The organism is Stenotrophomonas sp. YJH_SMC_54 (assembly GCF_059368435.1).
Genome location: NZ_JCAFRS010000001.1, coordinates 70,825 through 82,751, shown reverse-complemented (window position 1 = coordinate 82,751; position 11,927 = coordinate 70,825). Strand labels below are relative to the sequence as shown.

General features: G+C 65.2%; 12 protein-coding genes and 6 tRNA genes. 1 reads left to right on the top strand and 17 read right to left on the bottom strand.

What is annotated here, in order from left to right; translation table 11 throughout:
* Positions 1-10: 10 nt before the first annotated feature.
* The 11 genes from clpX to AC5P5S_RS00405 form a co-directional block, all read right to left on the bottom strand.
* Complete coding sequence (gene clpX / locus AC5P5S_RS00455; protein ID WP_004154600.1) at positions 11-1,300, bottom strand: ATP-dependent Clp protease ATP-binding subunit ClpX; 1,290 nt, start codon at positions 1,298-1,300, stop codon at positions 11-13.
* Between the two features lie 126 nt (positions 1,301-1,426).
* Complete coding sequence (gene clpP, locus AC5P5S_RS00450) at positions 1,427-2,053, bottom strand: ATP-dependent Clp endopeptidase proteolytic subunit ClpP (protein ID WP_004146318.1); 627 nt, start codon at positions 2,051-2,053, stop codon at positions 1,427-1,429.
* A 76-nt stretch (positions 2,054-2,129) separates the two neighbouring features.
* On the bottom strand, positions 2,130-3,425 hold the full coding sequence (gene tig / locus AC5P5S_RS00445; RefSeq protein WP_005408268.1) for a trigger factor: 1,296 nt from the start codon (positions 3,423-3,425) through the stop codon (positions 2,130-2,132).
* A 190-nt stretch (positions 3,426-3,615) separates the two neighbouring features.
* Positions 3,616-3,700 (bottom strand) — tRNA-Leu (locus AC5P5S_RS00440).
* A gap of 139 nt (positions 3,701-3,839) precedes the next feature.
* Positions 3,840-4,139 carry a hypothetical protein gene (locus tag AC5P5S_RS00435; protein WP_062607694.1) on the bottom strand — a complete coding sequence of 100 codons (300 nt, stop codon included), beginning with the start codon at positions 4,137-4,139 and terminating at the stop codon, positions 3,840-3,842.
* A 246-nt stretch (positions 4,140-4,385) separates the two neighbouring features.
* Positions 4,386-4,461 (bottom strand) — tRNA-Lys (locus AC5P5S_RS00430).
* Between the two features lie 197 nt (positions 4,462-4,658).
* Positions 4,659-4,734 (bottom strand) — tRNA-Lys (locus AC5P5S_RS00425).
* 79 nt (positions 4,735-4,813) lie between these two features.
* Positions 4,814-4,890: transfer RNA gene (locus AC5P5S_RS00420), tRNA-His, on the bottom strand.
* Between the two features lie 192 nt (positions 4,891-5,082).
* Positions 5,083-5,820 (bottom strand): BPL-N domain-containing protein, encoded by a 738-nt coding sequence (locus tag AC5P5S_RS00415; protein ID WP_005408266.1) that lies wholly within the window; start codon positions 5,818-5,820, stop codon positions 5,083-5,085.
* A gap of 143 nt (positions 5,821-5,963) precedes the next feature.
* A tRNA-Arg gene (locus tag AC5P5S_RS00410) sits at positions 5,964-6,040 on the bottom strand.
* Positions 6,041-6,079: 39 nt separating this feature from the next.
* A tRNA-Pro gene (locus AC5P5S_RS00405) sits at positions 6,080-6,156 on the bottom strand.
* A gap of 180 nt (positions 6,157-6,336) precedes the next feature.
* Here AC5P5S_RS00405 and AC5P5S_RS00400 point away from each other — a divergent pair.
* Positions 6,337-7,095: a Bax inhibitor-1/YccA family protein gene (locus AC5P5S_RS00400; protein ID WP_062607696.1), complete on the top strand. Its 759-nt coding sequence runs from the start codon at positions 6,337-6,339 to the stop codon at positions 7,093-7,095.
* Positions 7,096-7,155: 60 nt separating this feature from the next.
* On the opposite strand, the gene AC5P5S_RS00395 is transcribed toward AC5P5S_RS00400, so the two are convergent.
* The 6 genes from AC5P5S_RS00395 to grxC form a co-directional block, all read right to left on the bottom strand.
* The gene (locus AC5P5S_RS00395; RefSeq protein ID WP_062607697.1) at positions 7,156-7,905 is read right to left on the bottom strand and encodes a sulfite exporter TauE/SafE family protein; all 750 of its coding nucleotides are present in this window, start codon (positions 7,903-7,905) and stop codon (positions 7,156-7,158) included.
* Between the two features lie 25 nt (positions 7,906-7,930).
* Positions 7,931-8,839, bottom strand: coding sequence for a LysR family transcriptional regulator (locus tag AC5P5S_RS00390; protein ID WP_062607699.1), 909 nt, complete (start codon positions 8,837-8,839; stop codon positions 7,931-7,933).
* Between the two features lie 53 nt (positions 8,840-8,892).
* Positions 8,893-9,636 (bottom strand): cysteine hydrolase family protein, encoded by a 744-nt coding sequence (locus tag AC5P5S_RS00385; RefSeq protein WP_005412374.1) that lies wholly within the window; start codon positions 9,634-9,636, stop codon positions 8,893-8,895.
* Between the two features lie 245 nt (positions 9,637-9,881).
* Positions 9,882-10,886 carry an isocitrate dehydrogenase gene (locus tag AC5P5S_RS00380; protein WP_005408261.1) on the bottom strand — a complete coding sequence of 335 codons (1,005 nt, stop codon included), beginning with the start codon at positions 10,884-10,886 and terminating at the stop codon, positions 9,882-9,884.
* 321 nt (positions 10,887-11,207) lie between these two features.
* Positions 11,208-11,600 (bottom strand): carboxymuconolactone decarboxylase family protein, encoded by a 393-nt coding sequence (locus AC5P5S_RS00375; protein ID WP_005412372.1) that lies wholly within the window; start codon positions 11,598-11,600, stop codon positions 11,208-11,210.
* Positions 11,597-11,887 carry a glutaredoxin 3 gene (gene grxC / locus AC5P5S_RS00370; protein WP_005412371.1) on the bottom strand — a complete coding sequence of 97 codons (291 nt, stop codon included), beginning with the start codon at positions 11,885-11,887 and terminating at the stop codon, positions 11,597-11,599. Before grxC ends, AC5P5S_RS00375 begins: the two co-directional genes overlap by 4 nt.
* Between the last annotated feature and the right edge of the window lie 40 nt (positions 11,888-11,927).

Genomic DNA, 11,927 nt, shown 5'->3' with positions numbered 1-11,927 from the left:
CCTGGAAGGATCACTCGGCGCCTGCGGCCTTCTGTTCAGGGGCCGCTGGGGTCTGGTAGATCAGGTACGGCTCGGACTTGTGCTCGATCACCGACTCGTCCACCACCACCTTGCTGACGTTTTCCTGCGACGGCAGGTCGTACATGGTGTCCAGCAGGACCGATTCGACGATGGTGCGCAGGCCGCGGGCACCGGTCTTGCGCTTGAGCGCCTTGCGGGCAATGGCCGACAACGCGTCCGGGCGGAACTCCAGCTCGACGTTCTCCATCTCGAACAGCTTCTTGAACTGCTTGGTGATGGCGTTCTTCGGCTCGGTCAGGATCTTAATCAGGGCCGGCTCGTCCAGCTCCTCCAGGGTCGCCACCACCGGCAGGCGGCCGACGAACTCCGGAATCAGGCCGAACTTGATCAGGTCTTCCGGCTCGACTTCGGCCAGCACCTTGCCCACTTCCTGCTTGCGCTCGCTGCTCTTCACCTTGGCACCGAAGCCGATGCTGCCGACGTCGGTGGAACGGGCCTGGATCACCTTGTCCAGCCCGGCGAACGCGCCGCCGCAGATGAACAGGATGTTCTTGGTGTCCACCTGCAGGAATTCCTGCTGCGGGTGCTTGCGGCCGCCCTGCGGCGGAACGCTGGCCACGGTGCCTTCGATCAGCTTCAGCAGCGCCTGCTGCACGCCTTCGCCGGACACATCGCGGGTGATCGACGGGTTCTCGCTCTTGCGCGAGATCTTGTCGATTTCATCGATGTAGACGATGCCCTGCTGCGCCTTCTCGACGTCGTAGTCGCACTTCTGCAGCAGCTTCTGGATGATGTTCTCCACGTCCTCACCCACGTAACCGGCTTCGGTCAGCGTGGTGGCGTCGGCCATGGTGAACGGCACGTTGAGCAGGCGGGCCAGGGTCTCGGCCAGCAGGGTCTTGCCCGAACCGGTCGGGCCGACCAGCAGGATGTTCGACTTCGCCAGTTCGACGTCGTCGTTCTTCTGCCGGCTCTCGATGCGCTTGTAGTGGTTGTACACGGCCACGGCCAGGGTGCGCTTGGCGCGGTTCTGGCCGATCACGTACTGGTCGAGCACCTCGAGGATCTCGCGCGGCTTCGGCAGCGAACTGCGCGCCGACTGCGCCTTTTCCTCAAGCTCCTCGCGGATGATGTCGTTGCACAGCTCCACGCATTCATCACAGATGAACACGCTCGGACCCGCAATCAGCTTGCGCACTTCATGCTGGCTCTTGCCGCAGAAAGAGCAGTAGAGGATCTTGCCGGTGTCCGTGGAACGACCTTGGCGGTCTTCGCTCATGCTTCGCTTACCCAGTTACCCCACCCGCTGAACGGGGGTTCGATTCGAGAATAGCACAGGGCCGAGGGGACACCAGTCCCGCCCGACCCTGCAGGAACGAGGCCTCCATGGCCCCGTGAAGGCCGGTCAACCGGCCTGGATCGACTCATCCGGACGACGCTCCAGGACCTGGTCGACCAGACCGTAGGCCTGCGCCTCGAAGGCGCTCTTGAAGTTGTCGCGCTCGGTGTCGCGGGCGATCGTCTCCAGCGACTGGCCGGTGTGCTTGGCCAGCACCTCGTTCAGGCGCGAACGCAGGGTCAGGATCTCACGCGCGTGGATGTCGATGTCGGTGGCCTGGCCCTGGTAGCCACCCAGCGGCTGGTGGATCATCACGCGCGAGTTCGGCAGCGCATAGCGCTTGCCGGCTTCGCCCGCGGCCAGCAGCAGGGCACCCATCGAGGCAGCCTGGCCGATGCAGGTAGTGCTCACATTCGGCTTGATGTACTGCATGGTGTCGTAGATCGCCATGCCGGCGGTGACCACGCCACCCGGCGAGTTGATGTAGATGTTGATGTCCTTTTCCGGGTTTTCCGATTCCAGGAACAGCAACTGCGCCACCACCACGTTGGCCATGTGATCGTCGATGGGGCCCACGAGGAAGATCAGGCGCTCCTTCAACAGGCGCGAATAGATGTCGTAGGCACGCTCGCCGCGGCTGGTCTGCTCGACCACCATCGGAACCAGGTTCAGGGCTTTGGTTCGGTTGTCCATTACGTGAGGTACCTATCTTGGGGGGCAACAACCCCGCGCCGGCAAAGGCGCGGGGCATCCGGTGATCCGCCCGGGCTTACTGGCGGATCGCGTCCTGGAACGACAGCTTCTCTTCGGTGTGCTGGGCACGCTCGGCGATCCAGTCGATCACCTGCTCTTCCATCACACGGTTCTGCAGGCCAGACATCAGCTGGGGGTCGTTGCGGTACATCTCAATGACCTGCTCCGGCTCTTCGTAGGTCGAAGCGATCAGACGCATCGTTTCGTTCAGGCGCTTGGCTTCCAGGCGCAGGTCGTTGATGCGGGCCACTTCACCGACCAGCAGGCCGACCAGCACGCGCTTGGCGGCCGCTTCCTTGAAGCCTTCGTGGGCATCGGCCGGGATCTCGCCGACGTTCTGGCCGTTGCGGCGGATCTGCTCGACCTGCTGGGCCAGCATGGCACGTGCTTCGTTCTCGACCAGGCGCGGCGGCATTTCCACCGAGGAATAGGCGGCGATCAGCTGCTCGCCCACTTCGCGGCGCAGGCGGTTCATCAGCGCGCCCTTCAGCTCGCGCTCCAGGTTGGCGCGGATGTCGCTGCGGAACTGCTCCACATCGCCACCCTTCACGCCGAAGCTCTTGATGAAGGCTTCGTCGACCGCCGGCACGACCGGCTCGGACACTTCGGCGACCTTGACGGTGACCTGCACGGTCTTGCCGGCCAGCACCGGCACACGCCAGTCAGCCGGGAACTCGACGTCCAGGGTCTTCTCTTCGCCCTTGGCCAGGCCGACCAGGCCCTTTTCAATGGTCTCGAACATCATGCCCTGGCCGAGCACGATCGAACCCTTCTCGGTGCCTTCGGCCGGCAGGCGCTCTTCACCGGCCTGCGACCAGGTTTCCACCGCGACCAGGTCACCGTCCTGCGCGCCACGGCTGACCGGGGCCCAGGTACGACGCTGGTTCTGCAGGTTCTCGATCATCTGGTCGATGTCGGCGTCGGTGATCTCGGCGGTGTGGCGCACGACAGTCAGCTTGCTGACGTCGATGTCGCCGAAGTCCGGCACCACTTCCACGGTGGCCACGAAGGAGAATTCACCCTCGTCGCCCTTGTCGATGCGCGGGCTGCCGACGATGCGCAGATCGTGCTCGCGCACGGCCGCGTCGAAGGTTTCGCGCAGCAGGCCGTCCAGCGCCTCGCCACGGACCTGCGCGCCGAAGCGCTGCTCGATCACCTTGGCCGGCACCTTGCCCGGACGGAAACCCTTGATGCGGGTGGTACGGGCGATTTCGCCCAGGCGGCCGACGATGTGGCTCTGCAGACGGTCTTCCGGCAGCGAGAAGCTCAGGCGGCGTTCCAGGTTGCCGGTGGATTCGATCGAAGCTTGCATGTTGACTCCTGCCACCGGTGGCCCAGGCCCCCGGCTCGATGATTGGGATGAAACGGTTGTAAGGACACGACGTCTGGGACGCGCCTGCTTGCCGCAGCCCTTTAGTTTCGCCCAATTCGGCCTGCACTGCCAGCGCGTGCCGGTCAAGGGGGGCAGCGGGGCCCGATCAGGGCGGGGGACAGGCCGGCACTGGTGCGAAAGGGGGGACTCGAACCCCCACGCCTTGCGGCACTGGAACCTAAATCCAGGGCGTCTACCAATTCCGCCACTTTCGCGTGGCCGGCACAGGCGTTCATTGTCGCAGGCGCCGACTGGAATCGGAAGGCCTGCACAAAACTGAACATGACAGGCGAGCACATCGTCCGCGCCAAAGGCCGTCCCGAAAGTCAGGCGACCGTTCGGGACGGCAGCGACTCAGTGTTTCGCCGCGGCAGGGGGCGCAGATGCGTCAGCGCCCTGCCCAGCCGCATCCACCTTGCGGCTGTCCACGCCACCATCATCGGTACGACGCAGGTCCACAGCCTCGCTGGCGGCCCCACCCTCCGCCAGCGATGCCGGCTGCGCGACTCCGGCGATCGGGCGCGCCGGAACGGCCCCGGTGCCCGCATCGCGCTCGACCGTCTTCGACGGGTCACTGCCAGGTGCGCAGGCCACCAGCGCCAGCAACGCGAAAGGAACCCACGCCATCCGGCACAGTCGGTTGATATCGGTCATCAGCTTCTTCCTTCGTACATGCGCCCTCGGCGCGGAAGATCCATTGGGTGCGATGAAAGAGGCAATGCGGTGAGAAGCAGCGCACAGCATTGAGAACACTGATGACGCACATGCCCCTGGTTTCAGCACCGCTTCAGTAGATCCGCGCCATGCGCCGCTTCAGTAGATCCACGCCATGCGTGGATGAAGCGCAACCCGGCAAACAAGCAAGAAAAAAGCCACTTGGCGAACCAAGTGGCTTTCGTCTGGTGGGCTGTCAAGGATTCGAACCTTGGACCTATTGATTAAGAGTCAACTGCTCTACCAACTGAGCTAACAGCCCGAAATCGGGGCGCGAATTATGACCCGATCCGCTCGGTGGGTGCAAGCACTTTTTTCAACATCGTTGAAACCAGCGCTGCAGTCCCGTTGCCGCTGCAGAACCCCGCCAGGCGGAGCGCTTCAGCGCGTGATCCATCGAAATGACGGGGTCACACTTATAAGAAAAAAGCCACCTGGCGTACCAGGTGGCTTCTGTCTTGGTGGGCCGTCAAGGATTCGAACCTTGGACCTATTGATTAAGAGTCAACTGCTCTACCAACTGAGCTAACGGCCCGTGAAACTCAGACGCACATTGTAACGTGCATTCTGTTTATTGCAATACCGCTCCGGCTGCGCCGATACGGTTGAAACAGTGGGGTGGCTGAGGGGATTCGAACCCCCGACCACCGGAATCACAATCCGGTACTCTAACCAACTGAGCTACAGCCACCACTGAAACTTCTGCTCCCTGCCGATGCTGCCAGCAGTGGAACCTGATGCGTTGCGACCGGGTGGGACCAGAAGGTCGTCCCCTGAAGCGAGTCCGGCATTTTCCGGGAGTCGCGAAGGAATTGCAAGCATTTCTTCACATTGATGTGCCGGTCGCCATTCCGGCCCGTGTCGCGCTGCGCACGCGCCCGTCTCAGCGCCGATCCTCATCCAGCAGTGACTTGAACAGATCGGCCGACGGCATCTGCGAAAGCGGGATTTCCGCCATCTTGAACCACTGCGTCGGCGCTTCCGGATGGGGTCCCGACAGCACCACCCTGCCCTTCCCGTGGCGATACGACGCAGCCGCAATGTCGCCATTGGTGTAGCGGGAAATCACCTTGAACCCTTGGTCGCGTGGCGCCTTCGGCAGGTAGGGACCGTCCTGGAAGTACACCGTCTGGCGACGCCCGTCCCAGACGACGGGAATCACTGCATCGTCTTCATCCTGTACCGGGAATCCCGGCCTGCCGGCCTCGGCGTCCAGGTCCTGCGCCAGCAGGCCCAGATGCGATGCACCGGCCAGGTAGGCCCCCATGCACAGGCCGATGTAGGTTCCGCCTGCATCGACGAAACGACGGATGACTGCCGCCCCCTCTTCGCCCACCGCCGCCATCGCGGCGTCGATGTCCTGCCCGCCCCCCGGCTGCACATAGGCCCGGTAGCGCGACGTGGCCAGCGAATCGACATCGACGGCCTCGCCCGGGCCGACGAACACCACGTGGTAGTCCGGACGCGAACGATGGATGGCCTGTTCGACGGCCTCCGAACACCCTGGGCAACCGGCCTCGCCGCGGTAGACCGCAATCACGGGGGCATTGGCGGACGCCTGCACGGCAAGCCCCAGGCCCATCGCCAGCAGCAGACAGCGCGATCGCGCAACGGTGTTCATCAAGGGATGGCTCAGCGCAGTCACCCCGGCATGGGGCAGGCCGACTATGCCTCGGCCACGACGGACCAGATTGAATGCGCGCCAACACAGCGCAGGACCAGGCAGAGGCCGGTAACAACAGGACGTGCAGGAGATGGGTGAAATGGCGCGCCCGACAGGAATCGAACCTGTAACCGCCGGCTTAGAAGGCCGGTGCTCTATCCAGTTGAGCTACGGGCGCCCGGACCGGAACGGCGTCCAATCCGACGTGATGTGGGATTGGTCGGGGTAGAGGGATTCGAACCCCCGACATCCTGCTCCCAAAGCAGGCGCGCTACCAGACTGCGCTATACCCCGGTCTTGCAATCCCCTCGAGCCAGGCCCGGGGAGCTGGTCATTGTGGCCAAGCGCATCATGAACTGTCAACGCGGGCGACTCGAACCCGACGCCTGGCAGGGCACCACGTGCAGCCATCGGCTATGCTCCCGGTCATCGGCCGGATGGCCGTCCAGCCCCTCATCCGCACGGAGAACACGCATGCGCAGCGGCAACCCGGCTCTTTCCGAGTCGACCTTCCTCGACCTCGCCAGCGGCTCGGTGGTGACCAGCCCCGACCAGGTGATGACCCTCAACGGCACCGCCAACAAGACCGGCATCCTGTTGTTGTTGACCGTGCTGACCGCGGCGTTCGCCTGGAGCCAGGCGGTCGACGAGTACGGCCAGATTTCCGGCAGCGCAAGCCTGTACGCCATCGGTGGCGCGATCGGCGGCCTGGTGCTGGCATTGATCACCATCTTCAAGAAGGAATGGTCGCCGGTCACCGCGCCGATGTACGCGCTGGTTGAAGGCCTGTTCCTGGGCGCCGTGTCTGCACTGTTCAACATGAAGTACCCGGGCATCGTGTTCCAGGCGGTGTTGCTGACCTTCGGCACCCTGGCCGCCCTGCTGTTCGCATACCGCAGCGGCGTGATCAAGGCCACCGAGAACTTCAAGATGGGCGTGGTCGCCGCCACCGGCGGCATCGCCCTGCTCTACCTGGCATCGTTCGTGCTGGGCTTTTTCAACATCAACGTGCCGGTGATCCATGACGCCAGCTGGCTGGGCATCGCTTTCAGCCTGTTCGTGGTGGTCGTGGCCGCATTGAACCTGGTACTGGACTTCGACTTCATCGAGACCGGCGTGGCCCAGCGCGCGCCGAAGTACATGGAGTGGTATGGCGCATTCGGCCTGATGGTGACCCTGGTCTGGCTGTATGTGGAGTTCCTGCGCCTGCTGTCGAAGATCCAGCAGCGCTGAGTCGGAACATGCCATAGACGACAAAGGGCGCCTCTCGTGGCGCCCTTTTTCGTTCCTCTCTCAGCGCGCCAGCAGCGTCGGCAGCGACGAGGCCAGCAACGCAATGCCTGATGCGGTCAGCAGGCCCAGTACGACCTGCCTGAAGCGCAGCTCGCTGATGCCGATGTAGACGCGCGTGCCCAGCAGGGTCGGCACCAGCATGGCTGGCGCCACGATGGCGAAGTACGGGAGCATCTGCCGGCTCACCAGGCCACTGCCGACATAGGTGGCCATGGTCACCGCCAGCATGGCCAGATTGAAGTTCTGGATGACCGCGCGCTGCTCGTCCTTGCCGAAGCCGCGCAGCGTGCTCCACAACGTCGGCACCGGGCCGGCGAAGCCGCCGATGCCGCTGAGCACGCCACCGGCCATGCCAGCAATCGCATCACCGAGACGGCCGCCGACGCGGATCGGAGGCAGCGAGCGCGCCATCAGCATCACCGGGCACCACAACGCCAGGAAGCCGCCCAAAAGCGCCTTGAACCAGTCCATGTCCAGCTGCGGCAGCACCATCACGCCCAGCGGAATGCCGGCCAACCCACCCAGCACGAACGGCAGCAGCAGGCGCAGGTTGAAACCGCGGCGCACGGTGAACACCGCGACCAGCTGGCCGACCAGCGCGCCGAACACCGACAGCGTGGCCGCCAGTCGCGGCTCCAGCCCCCATGCCCAGAACGACATCGCCACCATGCCAAAGGCGAAGCCCGACAGGCCCTGCACGAATCCGGCGACGATCGCGCCCAGTGCGACCAGCAGATACACCGACTCCATCACCACCTCGGTTGCAACCGCGCGGCTACCCTGCCGCGCCCACCTGTGCAGCGTAGTGCGCCGCAAGGTGCTCGACCAGCGCACGCACTTTCGGCGCCAGCGCACGTGCATGCGGATACAGCGCGAAGTAGCGCCGCTGTCCGGCGTGCCAGGCAGGCAGCACACGGATCAGGCGGCCGGCACGCAGGTCCTCCTGCACCGTCAGCGCAGTAAACAGGCTGATGCCCATGCCAGCCAGCGCGGCGGCGTACAACGCTGGCGTCGCATCTACCCGCAGGCGTTGCCCGGCCTCGACGCTCGCACTGGCACCGCGCGGCCCCTGCAACTGCCAGGGCGGCATTGACGGCGTGGGACTGAAACCCAGCAGCGTGTGCTGTTCGAGATCTGCTGCCTGTCGCGGCAGGCCATGGCGAGCCAGGTAGGCCGGTGCCGCGACCAGGATGCGCGGGCAGCTGGCCAGCTCGCGCGCGACCAGCTGGCTGTCCGGCAATGAAGCCGCAATGCGCAGGGCCAGGTCGAAACCACCGCCCACCACATCGACCAGCTGATCATCCGCCGACAGGTCCAGCGTGACCTGCGGGTAGCGCTGCAGGAACGAGGGCAGCCAGTGCGGCAGCTCCTGGCTGGCCACCACCTGCGGCACGCTGATCCGTACGCGGCCACTGGGTTGCGCCTGCCCGACGCGGGCACGGTCGTCGGCCTCCTGCAGGCGGTCCAGCAGCGTTGCCGCCTCGCGGTAGTAGTCGCGCCCGGCCTCGGTCAATGACAACCGACGGCTGTTGCGATCGAGCAAGCGAACCTGCAGATGCTCTTCCAGCTGGCGCAGTTGCCGTGACATCGCCGAGTGGGTGGTCCCCAGGCGTTCAGCAGCCGCGGTGAAACTGCCCGCGTCAACGATGGCGCGCAGCGCACGCAGGGCGGCGAAGTGATCCATCGGCGGGCAGCTCCATGTGGCGGGGCCCACGGCATGCGGGCCCCGCCAGCTTATCAAGCGCCGTCGCCGGCCTTGCGCACCGGCAACGCCAGGATCGCGTCGGTACTCATGACATCACCGAAGGCGTCTTCGATCTGCGCCAGCGAGGCATCGTGCAGCGCGCGATGATCGATGCGCTGGCCACCGGCCAGGTCCAGGTCACGACTGGCGCTGGCATCGGACGACACGATCACCCGGTAACCACGGGGTGCGGCCGCCGCGTCGCGCGCGGCACCGGCCACACAGGCATGGGTCTGCAGGCCGGTGACGATCAGGGTGTCGATGCCGGCATCCTTCAGCACCGTGTCGAGCACCGCGGCCGAGTTGCCAGCGAACACACTGACGTTGTCCTTCTGCACGACCGTCTCGCCCTTGCGCGGCTGCAGGTCGCGATGGAAGTCGGCATTGACGCTGCCCTGCGCGAACAGCGGTGCACCGGCCGGCAACACGTGCTGCACGTGGATCACGCGGATGCCGTGGGCATCGGCGAACGCGACCACCCGCTTGGCCTGGCGCAGTGCGGCCACGCCATCGGGAATGACCATGCGGCCACCGGCAAAGCCCGGCGCGGCCTTGGCATCGAAGTACTCGTTCTGGAAGTCGATCACCAGCACGGCGGTCTTCGCCGCATCCAGCGAGGTCACGACCGGCGCGCCCGCCATATGGCGGATGGTGGGATGGGCCGGCTCGGCGGCAGCGACCGGAGTGGTGGCGGCCATGCCGATCAGGCTGGCCAGGCCGAAGGCGGTGAGATTCATGGAGCGACTCCTGTGCAGTGGAAAGTGGGCACAGGATGCGGAGCGGATGGCGCACGAACCAGCCGTGCAACAGCACATGATCTGTGCGAGATACGCACAGACAACCCCCTGTAGGGCCACCCCATGGGTGGCTGCGGACCAAAGCCACCCCATCCACGCATGGCGTGGATCTACGAGTCAGCCCACAACGCAACGGGGCGCCCGAAGGCGCCCCGCTGTGGATCCAACCGAGGTCGACCGGCCGCTTACAGGCGGCTGGCGATGGCCTGGGCAAAGCTCATGGTGGTGCCGGTACCGCCCAGGTCGCCGGTCAGCGAATCCTTGGCTTCCATGGTGGCCACGATGGCCTTGCGCAGGCGCTCGGCGTTTTCCGGCTGGCCGATATGGTCCAGCATCTGCGCGGCAGCCAGCAGCAGCGCGCACGGATTGGCCTTGCCCTGGCCGGCGATGTCCGGCGCGGTGCCGTGCACGGCTTCGAAGATCGCCGCGTCCTTGCCGATGTTGGCACCCGGGGCCAGGCCCAGGCCACCCACCAGACCGGCGCACAGGTCGGAGATGATGTCGCCGAACAGGTTGGTGGTAACGATCACGTCGAACTGTTCCGGACGCATCACCAGCTGCATGCAGCAGTTGTCGACGATCATTTCCTGGAACTCGATCTCCGGGTACTGCGCGGCTACTTCACGGGCGACGTTCAGGAACAGGCCCGAGGTCGACTTGATGATGTTGGCCTTGTGCACAGCGGTGACCTTCTTGCGGCCGGTGCTCTTGGCCAGCTCGAAGGCGTAGCGCACGATGCGCTCGGAGCCCTTGCGGGTGATGCGGGTGCCGGAGAAGGCGGTCTCGCCGTCGGCCGACACTTCCTGGCCTTCGGCCAGGTAGGCACCCTCGGTGTTCTCACGAACGGTGATCAGGTCGACGTTGTCGAAACGCGACTTGGTGTTCGGGAAGGTGTGGGCCGGACGCACGTTGGCGTACAGGTCGAAATGGCGGCGCAGGCTGACGTTGATCGAGGTGAAGCCACCACCGACCGGGGTGGTCAGCGGGCTCTTCAGCGCGACCTTGTTGCGCGCGATCGATTCCAGGGTCACCGCCGGCATCAGGTCGCCGTGCTTTTCCAGGGCCACCAGGCCGGCGTCGGCGTCTTCGTATTCCAGCCCAGTCTTGAGCTGGTCGAGCACGAACAGGGTGGCGTCCATGATTTCCGGGCCAATGCCGTCGCCGCGGATGACCGTAATTTTCTGCGTCATTGATCGATGTTCCGAACAGGGGGAAAAACGCCGTCCGGACGTGCCCGGAAACGCCGGCGCAAAGGAAGTTTCACCGGCAATTATGCCTGAGACGGGGCCGAGGTCCCAAATAGACCATGGTCCCAGTGCCCGGCTCAGGCAGAATTGCCCGCGCATTCTTCCTCTACCCCCGCCTGTCGGCGCGCCCCTTCAACAAGAAGGGGCTCCTGGGCTGCTGGATCGCGGGACAGGCCCCCTCGCGGGCCCGGTAGTGCCGGCCGCTGGCCGGCAACCTCGGCCAGGTCGAGTTCAGGCGATGCCGGCCAGCGGCCGGCACTACCCTCAGTGCTCGTGCGCTGCCGGAGCGCTGGCGCCGCCTTCAAGCTGGTCGAGGAAGTCGACCGCGCGGCGCAGGTGCGGGATCACGATGGAACCGCCCACCACCAGGCCGACCGAGAAGGTCTCGAAGAACTCTTCACGGGTTACCCCGGCGTCCTTGCACTGGGCCACGTGGTAGCTGATGCAGTCGTCGCAGCGCAGCACCATCGAGGCCACCAGGCCCAGCAGTTCCTTGGTCTTCACGTCCAGCGCGCCGGCCTGGTAGGTCTGCGTGTCCAGTGCGAAGAAGCGCCGCACCACCTGGTTCGGTTCGCCCAGGATGCGTTCGTTCATGCGCTTGCGGAAGTCGGTGAATTCGGCGATGCGGTCCTTGCTGCCGTCGTCGGCCGCGCTCATGCCTGGCCCTGCCCGGCCAGCAGCGGCTCGAGCTTGCCTTCACGGTGCAGGGCCATCATGTCGTCGTAGCCGCCCACGTGGACGTCGCCGACGAAGATCTGCGGCACGCTGGTGCGGCGGGTCAGTGCCATCATCTTCTCGCGCTCGGCCGGGTCCAGGTCGATGCGGACCTCGGTCCACTGCTGGCCCTTGCTCTTCAGGAAGTTCTTGGCGGCCACGCAGTACGGGCAGACGGCGGTGGAATAGATGGTGATGGCGGGGGCGCCGCCGGCGGTCTGGACTGTCACGGGAAACTCCACGATGGATCGACGGTCTACATATGGTACC

Coding starts and splice junctions, on each gene's coding strand:
- clpX (WP_004154600.1), bottom strand. CDS start 1,300: ATGAGCGAAGACCGCCAAGGTCGTTCCACGGACACCGGCAAGATCCTC.
- clpP (WP_004146318.1), bottom strand. CDS start 2,053: ATGGACAACCGAACCAAAGCCCTGAACCTGGTTCCGATGGTGGTCGAG.
- tig (WP_005408268.1), bottom strand. CDS start 3,425: ATGCAAGCTTCGATCGAATCCACCGGCAACCTGGAACGCCGCCTGAGC.
- AC5P5S_RS00435 (WP_062607694.1), bottom strand. CDS start 4,139: ATGACCGATATCAACCGACTGTGCCGGATGGCGTGGGTTCCTTTCGCG.
- AC5P5S_RS00415 (WP_005408266.1), bottom strand. CDS start 5,820: ATGAACACCGTTGCGCGATCGCGCTGTCTGCTGCTGGCGATGGGCCTG.
- AC5P5S_RS00400 (WP_062607696.1), top strand. CDS start 6,337: ATGCGCAGCGGCAACCCGGCTCTTTCCGAGTCGACCTTCCTCGACCTC.
- AC5P5S_RS00395 (WP_062607697.1), bottom strand. CDS start 7,905: ATGGAGTCGGTGTATCTGCTGGTCGCACTGGGCGCGATCGTCGCCGGA.
- AC5P5S_RS00390 (WP_062607699.1), bottom strand. CDS start 8,839: ATGGATCACTTCGCCGCCCTGCGTGCGCTGCGCGCCATCGTTGACGCG.
- AC5P5S_RS00385 (WP_005412374.1), bottom strand. CDS start 9,636: ATGAATCTCACCGCCTTCGGCCTGGCCAGCCTGATCGGCATGGCCGCC.
- AC5P5S_RS00380 (WP_005408261.1), bottom strand. CDS start 10,886: ATGACGCAGAAAATTACGGTCATCCGCGGCGACGGCATTGGCCCGGAA.
- AC5P5S_RS00375 (WP_005412372.1), bottom strand. CDS start 11,600: ATGAGCGCGGCCGACGACGGCAGCAAGGACCGCATCGCCGAATTCACC.